Source organism: Pseudomonas graminis (assembly GCF_001705435.1).
Lineage (GTDB): Bacteria > Pseudomonadota > Gammaproteobacteria > Pseudomonadales > Pseudomonadaceae > Aquipseudomonas > Aquipseudomonas graminis_B.
Genome location: NZ_MDEN01000059.1, coordinates 212,022 through 229,774 on the forward strand (window position 1 = coordinate 212,022; position 17,753 = coordinate 229,774).

Consider the following 17,753-nt stretch of genomic DNA (forward strand, 5'->3'; position numbering starts at 1 on the left):
GTGCGTCCGAATTGGTCAGCGCAGCGCGTAGTCCGCCACGATCCCGACAAAAATCGCCAGCCCCGCCCAATGGTTGTGCAGAAAGGCCTTAAAACAGGCTTGCGGGTCTTTGTCCCGCGTCGACCAGAACTCCCAGGCGAAGCATCCCGCCGCTACCAGCAGACCGATGAAGAAATACAGGCCCAGCTCGAAGCGCGCACCCGCCAGCATCAGGCAAAACAACGCCAGGCATTGCAGCGTGAGGATGATCACCCGATCCGCATCGCCGAACAGCACGGCGGTGGATCTCACGCCGATCTTCAAGTCGTCCTCGCGATCCGTCATCGCGTAATACGTGTCGTATCCCACCGTCCACAGCAGATTGGCGATGTACAGCAGCCAGGCGGCAGCGGGCAGCTCGCCGGTCTCGGCGGTGAACGCCATCGGCATGCCCCACGAGAACGCGGCACCCAGCACCACCTGCGGGTAATAGGTGTAGCGCTTCATGAAGGGGTAAGTGGCTGCAAGAGCAAGCCCGCCGAACGACAGCCAGATCGTCGTCGCGTTGGTGAACAAGACCAGCACAAAGCTCGCTCCCACCAGTACCGCGAACAGGATCAGCGCTTCTTTTGACGTCACCCTGCCGCTGACCAAAGGCCGCTGCTCGGTGCGTTTGACGTGGCCGTCCACCTTGCGGTCAGCGAAGTCGTTGATCACGCAGCCCGCCGCGCGCATCAGGAACACGCCGACGACGAAAATCAGCAGCGTGCTCAGGGATGGCGAGCCTTTGCCGGCAATCCAGACGGCCCACAAGGTGGGCCACAGCAACAGATAAATGCCGATGGGCTTGTCGATGCGCGTGAGCTGGATGAAGTCCCAGGCGCGCGGGTGCAGACGGTTCAGGGATTTGAGCAACGACAGGTACATCAGCGGCCCTCTTGAGCATGCAGTGGAGCGTTGGGTTCGATGGCACGCCATGCAGTGGGCAGAAACACTTCCGCTACCAGAATGCTCAAGTTCCCTCGGCTGAAACAGGAGCGGCGTCCCCACAAGCCCTGCTGTGCGTCCGTCTCGGGCAGCCATTGCGCAGGATAGCGGCAGACCTGCAGCGGGCCGCGGGCGAAGGCTTCATCGCTGAACAGTAACTCGCCCAGTGACCGGGTGCCGAGTTCGTCCATGTGCAGGCCATCCTGCTCCAGCGCGCGGCGAGCGGCGACACTGCGGGCAAACACCCATCTTTCATTGCGGCCCAGCAGGTAGACCTCACGCACCCAGCCTTCGCTGCCCTCAGGCAATTGCAGCGCGGCGCATTCATCGTCACGCAGGGGCTGCCAGCCTTCGAACTGCGGTTCGACGCAAAAATGGTCGTCAGAGAGCCGGGTCAGGCGTCGGGTCAAGGAATCTTCGTGGAAAAGCCACTCAAGAACGGCGGTCGAGGGTGCTCCGATCAATTGATCGCGCAAAAGCCACTCGGGCGCTGGAAATGCAGGGGTTTGCTGGATCACGGGAGACAAACACAGGCGGCAATCGAGGCGGCGAGCTTAGCATGATTGCGATTTTTGACCGACGACCGGAGCACCCACCCGTTTGCGCCGACGCCCCCGACGCCTTCCCGGCTAAAGCCAGTCCACCTGGCGATGCGCGGAGTATTCGTGGGACCTGCTTCAGCCGGGAAGAGGCCGGTGTGAGCACCCTCGATTTCGCGGTGAGGCCACTGACGCCTTCCCGGCTAAAGCCAGCTCCCACTGGAAAGTACACGCGTTGTACATCAATGAAACTTGCGTCATGGCGCTGTGATCAGTAAAAGGCCTGACCCATTCGATAAACTTCGCGACGACAGCGGAGCGTCCGGGACGTCTAGCGTGAAACCAAGAGAACCGAACGATGAAAAAGTGGCAATGCGTAGTCTGTGGCCTGATTTACAACGAAGCCGACGGTTGGCCGGATGACGGCATCGCGCCGGGCACGCTCTGGCAGGATGTGCCGGAAGACTGGCTGTGCCCTGACTGCGGCGTCGGCAAAATGGATTTTGAAATGATCGAAATCGGCTGATCCGCCGACTTCCAAGACCCCGCTGGAGAAGTGAATGAACGCACCTGTCGTGATCATCGGTACCGGGCTGGCCGGCTACAACCTCGCTCGCGAATTTCGCAAGCTGGATGGCGAGACGCCGCTGTTGCTGATCACCGCCGATGACGGCCGTTCGTACTCCAAACCCATGCTTTCCACCGGCTTTGGCAAAAACAAGGAAGCCGACGGACTGAGCATGGCCGAGCCGGGCGCCATGGCTGAGCAGCTCAGGGCCGAGGTACGCACGCACACCCGCGTCAGCGGCATCGATCCGGGTCATAAGCGTGTGTGGATCGGCGAGGAAGCGGTGGCCTACCGCGACCTGATTCTGGCCTGGGGGGCGGAAACCGTCCGCGTGCCGGTGGCGGGTGATGCTTGCGACGCCGTATTCCCGATCAACGATCTTGAGGATTACGCGCGTTTCCGCGCCGCAGCAGCCGGCAAGAAGCGGGTGTTGATCCTCGGCGCAGGCCTGATCGGCTGTGAGTTTGCCAACGATCTGATTTTGGGCGGCCACGAAATCGACCTCGTTGCGCCATGCGAGCAGGTGATGCCGACATTGCTGCCTCCTGCGGCCGCCGCAGCATTACAGGCCGGGCTGGAAAGCCTGGGCGCGCGTTTTCACCTCGGACCTTTGATGACTCGGCTTGATCGTGCCGACACCGGGCTCGAAGCGCACCTGTCCGATGGCGAGGTGCTGCATTGCGATCTGGTGGTGTCGGCCATAGGCCTGCGTCCTCGCACTGATCTCGCCGCAGCGGCGGGCCTGGAAGTCGGGCGTGGCATTGTGGTCGACCGGCATTTGCAGACGTCCCACGCAAACATCTACGCGCTGGGCGACTGCGCTGAAGTGGATGGGCTGAACCTGCTTTACGTCATGCCGCTGATGAACTGCGCCCGAGCCTTGGCGCAGACCCTCGCTGGTACACCCACAGCCGTCAAATATGGCCCAATGCCGGTGACGGTGAAAACGCCGGTTTGCCCGCTGGTAGTGTCCCCGCCGCCCAAGGGCTCGGAAGGTGTCTGGACCGTGGAAGGTGAGGGCGCCGATATCAAAGCGTTGTGCTGCGACAGCGACGGCAACCTGCTGGGTTACGCGCTGACAGGCGCTGCGGTGATGGACAAGCTCGCCCTGAACAAGGCTTTGCCCCCGCTGCTGGCATGATTAACAGTCGTTCTGTCGGATAAGCCATCTTTTAGTTGAAACAATCGTGGCTCACGTACTGGCGCGGGCCCCGGTGGCGTGCCATTCTCATTCCGGTCTGCCGCAACGTAGAGCTGTTGCGGCACCTGCTCGCTGTCCGCAAGGGCTGCACGGGACATAAAAACAAAAAACCGTAAAAGAGGCTTCATATGCGTAAACCAGAACTCGCAGCGGCTATCGCCGAGAAAGCAGATCTCACCAAAGAACAAGCCAATCGCGTCCTCAACGCCGTGCTCGACGAAATCACCAACGCGCTGCACAAGAAGGACAGTGTCACACTGGTTGGCTTCGGCACTTTCTTGCAGCGCCATCGTGGCGCCCGCACCGGTAAGAACCCTCAGACCGGTGAGCCCGTCAAGATCAAGGCCAGCAACACGGTGGCGTTCAAGCCGGGCAAGTTTCTCAAAGACAGCGTTAATCCGGACGCGGCAAAGCCAGCGAAACCAGCCAAGCCGGCAGCAGCCGCCAAAGATGCCAAGCCAGCCAAGGCCGCAGCGGCCAAGGCACCCGCAGCAAAGAAAAAGTAATTCGCTGAGCGCTCTGCGGGGGGCGAGCAGCGCGGAAATGGGCATGCCGATCAGTCGGCATGTCCATTTTTTTATGCCCGATGAATCAACCGTGCTGGACCTGTGCGCTTCGTCCAGTCCGCCACTTTGCGACTGACCGGTTCTGCTTGTTCACCGGTCAATCAAGCTCGCTACACTGCGCCTGGTCACCCAAACTGCCGCTGACCCCATGAGGCCCACGCATGAAGTTTCGTTTTCTACTCTGGATATTGGGCCTGTTGATGGCCCGCGCCAGTCGCAATAATCCCGCGTTTCAACAGCAACTTGCGGGGAAGGATCTGGCGTTCCAGTTGCAGACGGCTGACGGCAAGATCGCCAGGCATTTCATCGTGCGCGATCAACGCGTGAAGAGCCGCGCCGGCACCTTCGCGGCGCCTGCTTTCGTGATTTCTTTCAAGGATGCCGACTACGGCTTCGCCACCCTGCAGGCTCGGAACAAGCAGCTCGCGTTCATGCAGGGCATTCAGGAAAAGAATATCGTGGTGACCGGCAACGCTGGCCTGGTGATGTGGTTTCAGGGGCTGACGAAGTATCTGAAGCCGAGGAAGAAGAAGTAGTCCTCCCCGGACACTTCCGGATTAACTGAACTGCGAGGCCAGTTCGCGCAACAGCACTTCGGCCTCCAGTACTTTCTTCACCACGTCCTGAGCTTTCTCGCGGGACAGCTTCAGGCGTTCGAGCAGCTCGTCCGGAATGCTTTCCAGCGGGCCTGAGCCAATGCCTTCCTTGCGCAGCAGTCTCACCGCCAGGCACACCAGGTTCGCATACTTGTAATGCTCGCCTGCGTAGTGCGGGTCGTGCTGGAAGCGCAGGGCGATGACCAGTTCCTCCGGCATGTCCCAGTTGCGCATAAGCCAGGAGCCGATCTGCTCGCGGCTGATGCCCAGCAGGTGCTGCTCGACATAGCTGTGATGCAGGTGCGGGTTGACTTCGATCTGGCGGCAGATCAGCGAAAAATGCGGCGGAAACACGTGCGCCAGCAGCAGATAGCCGAAGTTGTGCAGCAAGCCGGCGAGGTACGTCAGGCCACTTTCCGGGCGCTCGGCACGGGGCATGGCGCGGGTCAGGCCTTCGATGATCGCGGCTGTGTAGATCGACTGCTGCCAGTACGGCGTTGCCTGCTGCGGATGATCCTTGGGCAGCGCCAGGGTTTTGCCCAGCGCCAGACCGAGCGCCAGATTGATCACCAGATCAAAACCCAACACGCGAACAATGGCATCTTCCACCGAGCGGATCTTGCCGGCTGAACCGTAATACGGGGACGCAGCCCAGCTCACGACTTGTGCCGCCAATGCCGGATCGGTTTCCACCACGCCGGTGATGTCGTCGATGGTCGCGTCGGGATCGACACGCAGCTTGATGATCTTCTGCGCCGTGTCGGCCAACGGCGGGATTTCCACCGTGGACTCCAGACGCTGCTGGATGCGCCGGGCAGTGAAATTCTGAACGGCTTTGGTGATTTCCTCGCGGTCGTCATCGGGACGCGTGAGGTTGGGCGTGACGGAGGTCACCGGCTCGCCAAAGCGGGCAGCGCTGGCCTTGGTCAACAGCGTCTTGAATTCCTCGCTGCTGATTTCCAGCAAGAGGCCTGGTTCACCGGAATCGATCAGCACGGTATTGCCGGACAGAATCCGCTCTTCATATAGGCAAGGCGAGCTGGTCAGCGAAGGCAGGCCGGGCAACGTGCCCAGTTTATGTTTTTGCAGCATGAGTTCGAGCGACTCTTTCGGAACCGCCTTCAACTTGCGGCCGGTCAACTCGGTAACACGATTGAGGTCGAGCAATTGGTTTTGTGGAAACAGGATGAACAGCGCGCCAACGGAATCGTCGACCAGAATGGCCTGCACTTTTTGATCAAGCGGAAGAGACTCGTCATCAGTCACTTCACGGAAGTTGATAGCGGCTTTGCCCAGCAACTGCCGAATGATAGAGGGGCAGTGTGGGGTTGCGTCGATGTGGGCAACTTCTGTCATGGCCTGTATCCAGATTCCTACAATCGCTGAAGTATAACCAGCTTAGTTGTTATAGAGGTGAGACACCCTGTTATTGCGTTGACTGCTTCACACTTGGCCGTATTGCTGGCCATGGCGCAGCCAGCGCTCCAGCAGGGGACTGACATGTTGGGGCCAGCGCTCAAGCAGCGCCTGCGCCGCGTCCCTGACCGCTGGCAGCAAATCTGCATCGCGCATCAGGTCAGCAACCTTGAATTGCAGCAGTCCTGTCTGGCGCGTTCCGAGCATCTCGCCCGGCCCACGCAGCTCCAGATCCTTTTCTGCAATCACGAAGCCGTCGTTGGTTTCACGCATGATGCCCAGCCGCTGGCGACCGATCTGCGAAAGCGGGGGGTGATACAGCAGCACGCAATGGCTGGCCGCGCTGCCCCGGCCGACCCGACCGCGTAATTGATGAAGCTGCGCCAAGCCCAGGCGTTCCGGGTTTTCGATGATCATCAGGCTGGCATTGGGGACGTCCACGCCGACCTCGATCACTGTCGTGGCAATCAGCAGATTCAGGTTGCCCTGCTTGAACTCGCCCATGACGGCGGCTTTTTCGGCGGGCTTCATGCGCCCGTGAATCAAGCCGACCTTGAGCTCGCCCAGCGCGCTGGTCAGTTCCTCGAACGTCGTTTCAGCGGCCTGACACGTCAGCTCCTCGGACTCCTCGATCAGCGTGCACACCCAATACGCCTGCCGGCCTTCGGCGCATGCATTGCGTACGCGCTCGACCACTTCGATGCGCCGGCTGTCGACCACCAGAACGGTATTCACCGGCGTACGCCCGGGGGGCAGTTCGTCGAGAATCGACGTGTCGAGGTCGGCGTAGGCGCTCATCGCCAGGGTGCGCGGGATGGGGGTGGCGGTCATGATCAGCTGATGCGGACACATCAAGCCGCCGACGCCCTTCTTGCGCAGGGCCAGGCGTTGCTGAACGCCGAAACGGTGTTGCTCGTCGATGATGACCAGCGCGAGGTTCTTGAACTGCACCTCGTCCTGGAACAACGCGTGGGTGCCGACGACCATGGGCGTACCGCCGGCGATCTGCGCCAGTGACGCCGCGCGGGCCTTGCCCTTGAGCTTACCTGCAAGCCAGGCCGTCTCGATGCCGAGTGGCTCCAGCCAGCGGGTGAAATTGATGAAGTGCTGTTCGGCGAGGATCTCGGTGGGCGCCATCAGTGCGACCTGATAGCCCGCTTCGAGGGCCTGCAAGGCCGCGAGTGCTGCCACGACCGTCTTGCCTGCGCCTACGTCGCCCTGAATCAAACGCAGCATCGGCTCGTGCTGACTGAGGTCGTAGGCGATCTCGTTGCCGACGCGCTGCTGCGCACCCGTGGGCGGGAATCCGAGGTTCGCGAGGAATTTCTTCGGCAGGCGTTTCGCCGGTGGCAGTGCAGGTGCGCGTTGCGAGCGCAGGCTTTCACGCAGGCGTTGCTGGGAAAGCTGGTGTGTCAGCAGCTCTTCGAATGCCAGTCGGTGCTGCGCCCAGTGATGGCCCAAGGCGAGCTCTTCGACGTCAGCATCGGCAGGCGGGTTGTGCAGGTAATGAATGGCGTCAGCCAGGGGCGCGAGTTGATAGTCGCGCGCCAGCTCATCCGGCAGCCAGTCAGGCAGGCTCTTCGGGCCAAGCATTGACAGGCTCTGATGGCACAACTGCCGCAGGCGCTGCTGGGTGAGGCCTTCGGTCGTGGGGTAGATCGGCGTCAGTGTCTGCTCGACGGCCACCGGCTCGTCGCCGGTGATCGCGCGGTATTCCGGGTGGTAGATCTCAAGGCCTGAGGCACCGGGCCGGGCTTCGCCGTAACAGCGCACGTGGGTACCGCGCTTGAGGCCGTCCTTTTGCGCGTTGCTGAAGTGGTAAAAGCGCAGGCTCAACACGCCGGTGCCGTCGCCCATCCTGACCAGCAAGCTGCGGCGCTTGCCCATGACCACGTCAGCGCCGCTGACCACACCTTCGATCACGGCGTCCTGGCCCGGACGCAATTCGCCGATGGGCACAACACGAGTCCGGTCCTGGTAACGCAACGGCAGGTGAAACAGCACGTCCTGAATGTTCTCAAGACCGACTTTCGCCAGCTTTTCAGCCATTGCCTCACCGACGCCTTTTAGCGCCGTGACCGAGACATGAGACAGCTCCGTCATACCGTCCCTTAACTCGCTTCAGCCTGAGCTTTAGGACGAGCGACGGAACACAGACGGATCGAGTCAGCGAGGATTTCGATGGCTTTCGGACGCGGGAAGCTGGCACGCCACGCGATTGCCACGGTGCGGAATGGCACCGGCGGCGACAGCGGACGGACCTCGATCACGCCGGGCGCGTAGTGATGGCTGTCGACGGCGGACATCGGCAGGATGGAAATACCCAGCCCCGACGCGACCATGTGCCGAATGGTTTCCAGCGAGCTGGACTCCACGGTGGTGTGCTTGGCAGCGTCGCCGCCCTTGACCAGCGTCGGGCAGGCTTCGAGCACCTGATCGCGGAAGCAGTGACCTTCGCCGAGCAGCAGCAGGCTCTTGTCGTTCAGCGCCGAGGCATCGATGGTCTTTTTCTGGGTCCAGGGATGATCGGCCGGCATCAGCACGTAAAACGGCTCGTCGTACAGCGACAGCGTCAGGACATCGGCCTCGTTGAACGGCAGGGCGATGATGATCGCGTCGAGCTCGCCATTGCGCAGCTTGTCGCGCAGCACGTGGGTGAAGTTTTCCTCGATGTACAACGGCATCTGCGGGGCGACCCGGTGCAGTTGCGGAATCAGGTGAGGAAACAGGTACGGGCCAACGGTGTAGATCGCGCCGACTTTAAGCGGCGCGGTCAGTTGATTCTTGCCGGTCTGGGCCAGTTCGCGAATGCCCTGAGCCTGTTCGAGAACCTTCTGCGCCTGGGCCACGATGCCCTCGCCAACCGGGGTCAGACGTACGGCACTCTTGCTGCGCTCGAAAATCAGCACGCCGAGTTCATCTTCCAGCTTTTTTACGCCCACTGACAAGGTCGGCTGGCTGACGTGACAGCGTTCAGCGGCATGGCCGAAGTGCTGCTCTTGGGCGAGGGTAACGATGTAGCGCAATTCTGTGAGGGTCATAACGTGCGTCCATGAAGTTGCGGCCCCAGCATAGCGGGTGCAATCGATAGACGCACGTTATCAACCCGTCGCGGCTGACAAAATTCTGGTTTCAGCGTTTATCCAGGGAATAAACGAAGGGAGCGACGACTTCCAGCGACCCGTTCTTCAGCAATTCCGGCGGCGGCTTGGGCAATGGCTGCGCGCGGCGGATCATTTCCAGAGTCGCTCGGTCCAGTGAAGCGCTTCCTGAGCCGCCGGCCAGTTCATAGGACAGCACGCGGCCTTCGCCATCGACCACAAAGCGCAGCTTGCTGGTGCCCTGCATGCCCCGGCGTCGGGCGTCTTCCGGATAACGCTTGAACTTGCTCAGGTGACTCAGCAATTCACCCTGCCACGTCGGTAATGCATTGCTCGGTGGCGTGGGCGGAGCGGGTTGCGGCGACGCCGACTTCTCCGGTTTGGCGTTGGACGGCGGTGCGTCCAGCGGCTTGTCGTCGGCTGGCTTTTCTTCCTTCGGCGGCTCGACCTTCTTCACAGGTTTTGGCGGCTGTGGTTTGGGTTTGGGCTTGACCGGCTTGGGCACAGCGATTTCGGCCTTGGGCGCCTCGGCGACTGGCGGAATTGGCAGCTGTTCTTCAGGCGCGGGCGGCTGCGGCGGTTGCACGACTTTTGGCGGTGGCGGCGGTGCAGGCTCTGGAACGGGCGCCAGCTCGACCATCATCGCCGCCGGGGGCAGCTCAATGGCCTGCGAGGAGGGCCAGCGCAATGCGACGACAATCGCCACGGCATGGACCGCCAGCACCAACAACAGACTACCGCTATAGCGCGTCAGCTTTTGGCGCGTATTGATCATTTCTTGCCGACCGTCTCGAGACCCACCAGGCCCACCTTCAGGTAGCCGGCGCCGCGCAGGGCATTCATGACGTCCATCAGGTCGCCATAGTCGACGCCTTTGTCAGCCTGGAAGAAGATCGTGGTGTCTTTCTTGCCCTTGGTCCTGGCATCCAGCACCTGACCGATCTGCTCGCGGGCCACTTTTTCATCGCCCAGGTACAGGCTCTGATCAGCTTTCACGCTCAGGAAAATCGGTTTTTCGGGCCGAGGCGCCGGTTTGGCGGTAGAGGCGGGCAGGTCGACCTTGATGTCCACGGTTGCCAGCGGTGCGGCAACCATGAAGATGATCAGCAGGACCAGCATGACGTCGATGAACGGCGTCACGTTGATTTCGTGGTTCTCGGCGAGATCGTCATCGCCTTCCTTCAAATGCAGGCCCATGGTTTACCCCATCTTTACCATGTGCGGCGGTTGGTTGCGCTCGGCCGCAGGCTGGTGATCCAGATCGCGGCTAACCAGCAACAGAACCTGCGCCGAAGCGTCGGACACTTGCGCCTTGTAACCGGCAATGGAGCGGGCGAAGACGTTGTAGATGACCACGGCAGGAATCGCGGCAACCAGGCCCAGCGCGGTGGCCAGCAAGGCCTCGGCGATGCCCGGCGCTACAACGGCCAGGTTGGTGGTCTGGGTTTTGGCGATGCCGATAAAGCTGTTCATGATCCCCCAGACGGTACCGAACAGGCCCACGAACGGCGCAGTCGAACCGATGGTCGCCAATACACCGGTGCCCATGCTCATGTTGCGGCCGCAGGCGGCGACCAGGCGTTCAAGGCGGAAAGCAACGCGCTCCTTGATGCCTTCGCGCTCGCGGGTGTTGACCGACAGACGCATCTCTTCGAGTGCGTCATGCACCAGCAAGTGGGAAAGGGTGCCTTCTTTTTTGGCCCCTGCGCTGGCTTCGTCCAGATTACGCGCGCGTTTCAGCGCAGCGATTTCGCTTCGCAGACGACGTTTGGCGCCGAGCAGTTCGAAGCCCTTGGCGATCCAGATGGTCCAGGTGATGACCGATGCAATGGCCAGACCGATCATCACGGCTTTGACGATGATGTCCGCGTTCTTGTACATGCCCCATGGCGAGAGATCGTGGGACATGCCCAGGCTGTTATCTTCCGCCGCGGCGTCGAGCGACTCAGCTGGAGCAGAAGCCGGGGTCAGTTCTTGAACGCCTGGCGCTGTAGCGGGGTCAACCGGTGTAGCGGCTGGCGCCTCGGCTTGTACGGCGGGTTTTTGTGCAGGAGCGTTGGCGTCAGCGAGGGCTACAGGCGTCAACATCAGGCTGAACAGCAGCGCGGCAATGGCGCGTCCAGCACATGGCAGACCTCGAGTGGCAATTGACGAAGCGGGGATTTGAATAGATGTCATGCTGGCCCGACCTGATATGAAATAGGTGTTCGTTCTGAGAGCGTCACGCTGGCGCTAGGCGAGCGGAGGAGAACAAAGGGCCGTTATTATTGCAAGTAATTCTTGTTAACAAAAGTAAGAGCGTCTCTTTTTTCCTGAGAATGCTTCCCAATGGTCGGTTTTATAGCCCGTTTTACGGGCTGAAATTCAATAAGTGATGTGGAGATTGGACATGTCAGCGCCATCCGTTTTGATTGCTGGATGTGGCGACATCGGGAGCCGATTGGCGTCCCAGCTGTTGCCTGATGACTGGACGGTGTACGGCCTGCGCCGCTCCGTTGAGAAACTGCCTGCAGGCGTGCTCGGCGTCAGCGGCGACCTGTTCGACGCCCGCATTCCCGCGCACTGGCCGGAAGGCCGGCTCGATTACCTGGTCTACTGCGCCACACCGACTGACCGGGATGAAGCGGGTTACCGCGCGGCTTATGTTGAAGGCCTCCGGCACGTACTGGGCTGGAGCGAGCGCAGCGGCCAGAGACCCAAGCGGATATTTTTCGTCTCCAGCAGCAGCGTTTATGGTCAACAGCAAGGCGAGTGGGTCGATGAAACGTCACCCGTTGACGCCACCGGTTACTCGGGCCAGGTCATGCGCGAGGCAGAGCAAGTGGCCTTGGACAGTGGGGTGCCAGCGACCATTGTCAGGTTGACCGGAATTTACGGTCCGGGCCGCAGTGACCTGATGAACCGGGTACGTCAGGGCTACACCGTTGCAACCAACCCGCCGCTGTATGGCAACCGCATTCATGCCGATGACGCCGCCGGGCTGCTGGCGTTTTTGCTGCGAGCAGCATCGGACGAGGTGGCACTGAAAGACTGCTATCTCGGCGTCGACGATGCACCCGCGCCGCTGGCCGAAGTGGTCGACTGGATGCGTCAGCGTCTGGGTGTCACGGAGTGGTCGGATGAAAACAGCGTGCGCCGCACCGGGAGCAAGCGCTGCAGCAACGCCCGCGCCAAGGCGCTGGGCTGGACGCCGCGTTATGCGACTTATAAGGAAGGGTATAAGGCGATGCTGGCAGATCAGCCGAACTAGTTAGCGTTGGCGTCGATTCGTAGGATCGGCTTTAGCCGGGAAGGCGTCAGTCTTACAACCGGGAAATTGAGGTTGTAGGTACTGGCCTCTTCCCGGCTGAAGCCGGTCCTACCATGCGTACGCGATAGTCAGTTCTTCTCGAGCACCCAGCGCTGCTCACCCGGGCGAAGATCCGGCATTTCAGTTGCCTGGGCGTTATTTACCGCCTGGAACAACTCCAGCTGTTTGCCGTTGCGCACGAAGATCCACGGATTGCCGCGCTCGTTCTTCTCCAGCCACATGCTGTCGTACTCACCGCTCATGGCTGCGCAGTCGCCGGCGAGGCACAGCGCATAGCGATCATTGCCCGGCAGGCCGCTGACGCTGCCGTCTGGCAGGAACTCAACCGTGCTGCCCTGGCCTTCGCCATTGACGATGGTCCACTTGCCGCCGAGGTAGGCGGTGTAAAGAGCACGCTCGAAACTGGTGCCGGGTTGGGCGCCGGCCGGCGCTGCTTCCTTGGGCGTGCGGAAATGTTGCTCGGGGCCCGTGTCGCTGGCGCGCTGCACCAGGTCATCACCCTTGATGGTCAACTCATCGGACGCATTGCCGTAAAAGTCGACACGCAACTTGCCGTCGGCATTGCTGGCGATCTTGCCTTCACTCAGCTCGAAGCCGTTGGAAGCAGTGGCCTGTCCGGCCTTGGTGTTGATGTTCCATTCCAGATTCGGGCCGTGAGCCAGCAGGGCCTGCCGAAGGTTACCGCCTTGGGCTGCGGCGTCGATGGCGGCCTGATTGATCCAGGTACCGTCCGGGCTTTTGTCGGAGTGGCTGGCGCAGCCGCTGAGCAGTGCGACCAGCAGCGGGAGGGCAAACGCAACACGCATGGGTGGAGTCCTTCCTTTTCTGAGGAGGCGGAACGGGCTTGCGCTCCGCACCGGGATTTACTCGATGACCAGAATGGCGTCCATTTCGACCTGCGCGCCACGCGGCAGCGCCGCAACGCCAATGGCGGCGCGCGCCGGGTACGGCTGCTCAAAATACTTGCCCATGATCTCGTTGACCTTGGCGAAGTGGCTCAGGTCGGTGAGGAAGATATTCAGTTTGACGATGTCCTTGAACGAACCGCCTGCAGCTTCGGCCACAGCCTTCAGGTTTTCGAAGACCTGAACGGTCTGAGCTTCAAAGCCTTCGACCAGCTCCATGGTCTTGGGGTCCAGCGGAATCTGTCCCGACATGTAGACGGTGTTGCCCGCCTTGATTGCCTGGGAATAGGTGCCGATGGCGGCAGGGGCTTTGTCGCTGGAGATGACGGTCTTGCTCATGAAAAACTCCTGTTTGCGGTTTGACTACGCGCGCATGCGGGTGATGCGGATCACGCCGGCCAGGGCGCGCAGTTTCTTGATCACGCGGGCCAGGTGCACTCGGTCGTGAACGCTGACCACCAGTTGGACCACGCTGATGCGACCATCGCGTTCATCCATACTGATTTTTTCGATATTGCCGTCCGCAGCATTCACGCTGCTGGCGAGCAGGGCGATCAGGCCGCGCTGGTGTTCCAGTTCGACGCGCAGCTCGACATTGAATTCGCCGGTGACGTCTTTGGCCCAGGACAGCTGAATGCACTTCTCGGGGTTGTGGCGGACTTCCGTGATGTTCCGGCAGTTGTCCAAGTGCACGACCATGCCTTTGCCCGCAGACAAATGCCCGACAATCGGGTCGCCTGGAATCGGCGTGCAGCACTTGGCGTAGCTGAGGACGAGGCCTTCGGTGCCACGAATAGCCAGAGGACCTTCTGCGTTCGGCAGTTGGTCGCCTTCACTGGCCAGCAATCGGCGAGCGACCACATAAGCCATGCGGTTGCCCAGGCCAATGTCCTCAAGCAGGTCTTCGATGACCTCGACCCGATACTCGGCAAGAATCAGGCGCACGCGCTCGGCCGGAATCTTTTCCAGCGTGCTGTCGAAGCCGTTAAGCACTTTGTTCAGCAGACGCTCGCCGAGATTGATCGATTCCGACCGGCGCTGCAGTTTGAGCGCATGGCGGATGTGCGTACGGGCCTTGCCGGTCACGACGAAGTTGAGCCAGGCCGGATTCGGACGCGCCCCGGGAGCACTGACGATCTCGACGGTCGAGCCGCTTTGCAGCGGTTCGGAAAGCGGGGCCAGCCGACGATTGATCCGACAGGCAATGCAGCTGTTGCCGACGTCAGTGTGCACGGCATAAGCAAAATCGACCGCCGTGGAGCCTTTCGGCAGCTCCATGATCCGGCCCTTCGGCGTGAACACGTAGACCTCGTCCGGGAACAGGTCGATCTTTACGCTCTCGATGAATTCCAGCGAATTGCCCGCACGCTGCTGCATTTCCAGCACGCCCTTGACCCACTGACGGGCCCGCGCATGGGTGCTCTTCGGCTGTTCATCGCCAGACGACTTGTACAGCCAGTGCGCGGCGATACCGTTGTTGGCCATCTCTTCCATTTCGCGGGTACGAATCTGGATCTCGATGGGCACGCCATGCATACCGAACAGGGTGGTGTGCAGCGATTGATAGCCGTTGGCTTTCGGAATCGCGATGTAATCCTTGAAGCGCCCCGGCAGCGGTTTGTACAAATTGTGCACAGCGCCGAGCACGCGATAGCAGGTGTCGACCTTGTCGACGATGATCCTGAACGCGTAGACGTCCATGATCTCGTTGAAGGCGCGACGCTTGCCGCGCATCTTCTTGTAGATGCCATACAGGTGCTTCTGACGGCCGCTGACTTCCCCTTCGATGCCATCAACGGCAAGGCAATGGCTCAGCGACTCTTCGATCTTGTTGACCAGTTCCTTGCGGTTGCCGCGCGCGCGCTTGACCGCCTGGCCGATGCGCGAGGAGCGCATCGGGTACATCGCCTTGAAGCCCAGGTCCTCGAATTCGATACGCACGCTGTGCATGCCAAGGCGATTGGCGATAGGGGCGTAGATTTCGAGGGTTTCTTTGGCGATGCGACGGCGCTTCTCTCCGGAGAGGACTTCCAGCGTGCGCATGTTATGCAGGCGGTCGGCAAGCTTGACCAGAATGACGCGAATGTCCCGCGCCATGGCCATCGCCATTTTCTGGAAGTTCTCGGCCTGAGCTTCGGCTTTGGTCTCGAAGTTCATCTGGGTCAGTTTGCTGACCCCGTCGACCAGTTCGGCCACCGTTTCGCCAAACTGTGCACAAAGCGCTTCTTTGGCGATGCCGGTGTCTTCGATCACGTCATGCAGCATGGCGGCCATCAGGCTCTGATGGTCCATGTGCATGTCGGCAAGAATATTGGCCACCGCCAGCGGATGCGTGACGTAGGCTTCGCCGCTGCGACGGCGTTGGCCGTCGTGGGCTTGTTCGGCGTAGAAGTACGCCCGGCGGACCAGATTGACCTGGTCTGCGCCGAGGTAGGTCGAGAGGCGATCGGCGAGGGCGTCTATGCTCGGCAAGATAAATCTCCTTGCCGAAGGCTGTGACCCTGCGCCTTGCTACGTCGACCAGGCATAGGCTTAGACGGCCTCGCTGGACTCGTCCTCGAATGCAGCGAACAGTGGTTCATCTTCAACGATTTCGGCTTCTGCGATAACAGCGTAATCCATCAGGCCTGCAGCGATTTCACGCAGGGCCACTACGGTAGGCTTGTCGTTTTCCCATGCCAGCTTTGGCTCTTTGCCACCGGTCGCCAGTTGACGCGAGCGCTTGGTGGCGAGCATGACCAGCTCAAAACGGTTATCTACATGTTCCAGGCAGTCTTCAACGGTCACGCGGGCCATGGGTATTCCTCGTAGCAAATGCGATATGCGCGGTGCCCGAATGGGCGAGCGGACTCGACAGTCTAAAAAATCACCAGCGTTAAGGGAAGCGCTGATTTTGAATGGATCGGTTTTGCTGCCTAAGAACCGGTCAGGCCAGCAGTTGAGCCAACAGCTCGGTGTGGCGCTGCTGTTGGTGTTCCTGGCTCAGCAAGTTGGCGCGGAAGATCGCTTTCAGGTCTTCGAGCGCCGTGGCGAAATCGTCGTTGATCACAATGTAATCGTATTCGGCGTAGTGACTCATCTCGCTGACGGCTTCGCGCATGCGGCCTTCGATAATCTCGTCGCTGTCCTGACCCCGATTGGTCAGGCGCTGGCGCAGCGCTTGCTGCGTTGGCGGCAGAATGAAGATCGAGCGCGCGCGGGGCATCAGTTTGCGAACCTGCTCGGCGCCTTGCCAGTCGATCTCCAGAATCAGGTCATGACCTTCGTCCAGCGTCTGCTGCAAACGGCTCTGCGAGGTCCCGTACATATTGCCGAAGACTTCAGCCTGTTCGAGAAAATCGCCGTGCTCGATCATGCGCACGAATTCGGCGCGATCGACGAAGTGGTAGTTCACGCCGTCCACTTCGCCCGGACGCATGGCCCGGGTGGTGTGGGACACCGACACGCGGATCTGCGGCTGAGCGTTGATCAGGGCGTTGACCAGACTGGTCTTGCCCGCGCCCGATGGGGCGGAAATGATGTACAGGGTGCCGGTGCTGTGGGTCATGTCGGAGGTGGCCTTACTCAATGTTCTGCACTTGTTCGCGCATCTGCTCGATCAACACTTTGAGGTTGACGGCGGCTTGCGTGCTTCGAGGGTCAAAGGCTTTGGAGCCCAGTGTGTTGGCTTCGCGGTTGAGCTCCTGCATCAGGAAATCCAGCCGGCGCCCGGCTTGCCCGCCGGCCTTGAGTACGCGGCGCACTTCAGTGACGTGCGTGCTCAGGCGGTCGAGTTCTTCGGCGACGTCACTTTTTTGCGCCAGCAGGACCATTTCCTGTTCCAGGCGCTGCGGATCGAGCTCGGCCTTCATGTCGGCAAAGCGATCGAGCACCTTTTGGCGCTGGGCGGCGAGCATTTGCGGCACGAGCGTACGCAAGGTCGCGACTTCAGTCTTGATCGCGGTGAGCCGTTCGTCGAGAAGCCTGGCCAGATCGGCGCCTTCGCGGGCGCGACCAGCCTTGAGCTCATCGAGCGCCTCGTTAAACAGGGCCAGGGCGTCGTTGTTCAGCGCTTGCGGGTCGGCAGCATCGGCCACCAGAACACCGGGCCAGGCCAGCACTTCGAGCGGATTCAGCGCGGCGGGCTGACTGATCAGGCTGGCGACGATCTCCGCTACCGCGACCAGTTGCCCGGCGCGTTCGCGGTCAACCTGCAGCGGTTTGCCTGCGGTCTCTTCGGTGAAGCGCAGGGTGCATTCGACCTTGCCTCGGGAAAGGCCCTGGCGCAGCGCCTCGCGCACAGCGCCTTCGAGGTCACGAAATGATTCCGGCAGGCGCAGGTGAGGTTCGAGGTAACGGTGATTGACCGAGCGCATTTCCCAGCTCAGCGTGCCTTGTGGGCCGGCTCGTTCAGCGCGGGCAAAAGCCGTCATGCTGTGCACCATGGGAAGTACCTCTATAAATTCAGGCGTTTGCGGACAGCCGGTCCGGGATGAATCCCCGGCAAAGTATCGTCGGGAAACGACTGGCTATAAAGGCGCAGGATTGTAGCTCAGTGCAGGGTGTGCGCCCAAATGTGGCATTGTCGCAAGCGATGCGCGGCGTT

The 17,753-nt window shown here is 61.0% G+C and carries 18 protein-coding genes and 1 pseudogene; 5 read left to right on the forward strand and 14 right to left on the reverse strand.

From position 1 onward, the window contains the following. Positions 1 to 15: 15 nt before the first annotated feature. Entirely contained in the window at positions 16 to 906 is an 891-nt protein-coding gene (gene ubiA / locus BBI10_RS09150; RefSeq protein ID WP_065988209.1) for a 4-hydroxybenzoate octaprenyltransferase, read from the reverse strand. After that, positions 906 to 1,484 (reverse strand): chorismate--pyruvate lyase family protein, encoded by a 579-nt coding sequence (locus BBI10_RS09155; RefSeq protein ID WP_065988211.1) that lies wholly within the window; start codon positions 1,482 to 1,484, stop codon positions 906 to 908. The genes ubiA and BBI10_RS09155 overlap by 1 nt, the downstream gene beginning before the upstream one ends. 379 nt (positions 1,485 to 1,863) lie before the next feature. Between BBI10_RS09155 and BBI10_RS09160 the strand changes: the two genes are divergently transcribed. The 4 genes and pseudogenes from BBI10_RS09160 to BBI10_RS09175 all read left to right on the forward strand — a co-directional run bounded on the left by BBI10_RS09160 (position 1,864) and on the right by BBI10_RS09175 (position 4,376). Further along, a complete protein-coding gene (locus BBI10_RS09160) occupies positions 1,864 to 2,031 on the forward strand; it encodes a rubredoxin (RefSeq protein ID WP_032856748.1) in 168 nt (55 codons plus the stop codon). A 34-nt stretch (positions 2,032 to 2,065) separates the two neighbouring features. Then, on the forward strand, positions 2,066 to 3,214 hold the full coding sequence (locus BBI10_RS09165; RefSeq protein ID WP_065988212.1) for an NAD(P)/FAD-dependent oxidoreductase: 1,149 nt from the start codon (positions 2,066 to 2,068) through the stop codon (positions 3,212 to 3,214). A 188-nt stretch (positions 3,215 to 3,402) separates the two neighbouring features. Next, positions 3,403 to 3,672, forward strand: a pseudogene (locus tag BBI10_RS09170) (HU family DNA-binding protein); the annotation flags it as partial. Positions 3,673 to 4,001: 329 nt separating this feature from the next. Then, complete coding sequence (locus BBI10_RS09175) at positions 4,002 to 4,376, forward strand: SCP2 sterol-binding domain-containing protein (protein WP_065988213.1); 375 nt, start codon at positions 4,002 to 4,004, stop codon at positions 4,374 to 4,376. Positions 4,377 to 4,397: 21 nt separating this feature from the next. Here the strand turns inward: BBI10_RS09175 and BBI10_RS09180 are convergent, their stop codons facing one another. The 6 genes from BBI10_RS09180 to exbB form a co-directional block, all read right to left on the reverse strand. Further along, complete coding sequence (locus tag BBI10_RS09180; RefSeq protein ID WP_065988214.1) at positions 4,398 to 5,792, reverse strand: aminoacyl-tRNA deacylase and HDOD domain-containing protein; 1,395 nt, start codon at positions 5,790 to 5,792, stop codon at positions 4,398 to 4,400. Between the two features lie 87 nt (positions 5,793 to 5,879). Next, a complete protein-coding gene (recG, locus tag BBI10_RS09185; RefSeq protein ID WP_065988215.1) occupies positions 5,880 to 7,955 on the reverse strand; it encodes an ATP-dependent DNA helicase RecG in 2,076 nt (691 codons plus the stop codon). Positions 7,956 to 7,963: 8 nt separating this feature from the next. Then, the gene (locus BBI10_RS09190) at positions 7,964 to 8,893 is read right to left on the reverse strand and encodes a hydrogen peroxide-inducible genes activator (protein WP_065988216.1); all 930 of its coding nucleotides are present in this window, start codon (positions 8,891 to 8,893) and stop codon (positions 7,964 to 7,966) included. A gap of 91 nt (positions 8,894 to 8,984) precedes the next feature. Beyond that, the gene (locus tag BBI10_RS09195) at positions 8,985 to 9,728 is read right to left on the reverse strand and encodes an energy transducer TonB (protein ID WP_065988217.1); all 744 of its coding nucleotides are present in this window, start codon (positions 9,726 to 9,728) and stop codon (positions 8,985 to 8,987) included. Beyond that, positions 9,725 to 10,150 (reverse strand): TonB system transport protein ExbD, encoded by a 426-nt coding sequence (gene exbD / locus BBI10_RS09200; RefSeq protein ID WP_065988218.1) that lies wholly within the window; start codon positions 10,148 to 10,150, stop codon positions 9,725 to 9,727. The genes BBI10_RS09195 and exbD overlap by 4 nt, the downstream gene beginning before the upstream one ends. A gap of 3 nt (positions 10,151 to 10,153) precedes the next feature. Continuing rightward, the gene (gene exbB, locus BBI10_RS09205) at positions 10,154 to 11,131 is read right to left on the reverse strand and encodes a tonB-system energizer ExbB (RefSeq protein ID WP_065988220.1); all 978 of its coding nucleotides are present in this window, start codon (positions 11,129 to 11,131) and stop codon (positions 10,154 to 10,156) included. Positions 11,132 to 11,342: 211 nt separating this feature from the next. On the opposite strand from exbB, the gene BBI10_RS09210 reads away from it, so the two are divergent. After that, positions 11,343 to 12,203 carry an SDR family oxidoreductase gene (locus BBI10_RS09210; protein ID WP_065988221.1) on the forward strand — a complete coding sequence of 287 codons (861 nt, stop codon included), beginning with the start codon at positions 11,343 to 11,345 and terminating at the stop codon, positions 12,201 to 12,203. 128 nt (positions 12,204 to 12,331) lie between these two features. Here the strand turns inward: BBI10_RS09210 and BBI10_RS09215 are convergent, their stop codons facing one another. The 6 genes from BBI10_RS09215 to BBI10_RS09240 form a co-directional block, all read right to left on the reverse strand. After that, on the reverse strand, positions 12,332 to 13,069 hold the full coding sequence (locus BBI10_RS09215) for a hypothetical protein (protein ID WP_065988222.1): 738 nt from the start codon (positions 13,067 to 13,069) through the stop codon (positions 12,332 to 12,334). A gap of 57 nt (positions 13,070 to 13,126) precedes the next feature. Continuing rightward, the gene (locus tag BBI10_RS09220) at positions 13,127 to 13,507 is read right to left on the reverse strand and encodes a RidA family protein (RefSeq protein WP_065988223.1); all 381 of its coding nucleotides are present in this window, start codon (positions 13,505 to 13,507) and stop codon (positions 13,127 to 13,129) included. Between the two features lie 24 nt (positions 13,508 to 13,531). Continuing rightward, positions 13,532 to 15,640: a bifunctional GTP diphosphokinase/guanosine-3',5'-bis pyrophosphate 3'-pyrophosphohydrolase gene (gene spoT / locus BBI10_RS09225; RefSeq protein WP_065988224.1), complete on the reverse strand. Its 2,109-nt coding sequence runs from the start codon at positions 15,638 to 15,640 to the stop codon at positions 13,532 to 13,534. Positions 15,641 to 15,700: 60 nt separating this feature from the next. Then, entirely contained in the window at positions 15,701 to 15,964 is a 264-nt protein-coding gene (rpoZ, locus tag BBI10_RS09230; protein WP_025257879.1) for a DNA-directed RNA polymerase subunit omega, read from the reverse strand. A 130-nt stretch (positions 15,965 to 16,094) separates the two neighbouring features. Beyond that, on the reverse strand, positions 16,095 to 16,715 hold the full coding sequence (gene gmk / locus BBI10_RS09235) for a guanylate kinase (protein WP_065988225.1): 621 nt from the start codon (positions 16,713 to 16,715) through the stop codon (positions 16,095 to 16,097). Between the two features lie 13 nt (positions 16,716 to 16,728). Continuing rightward, positions 16,729 to 17,592: a YicC/YloC family endoribonuclease gene (locus tag BBI10_RS09240; RefSeq protein ID WP_065988226.1), complete on the reverse strand. Its 864-nt coding sequence runs from the start codon at positions 17,590 to 17,592 to the stop codon at positions 16,729 to 16,731. Positions 17,593 to 17,753: the final 161 nt, after the last annotated feature.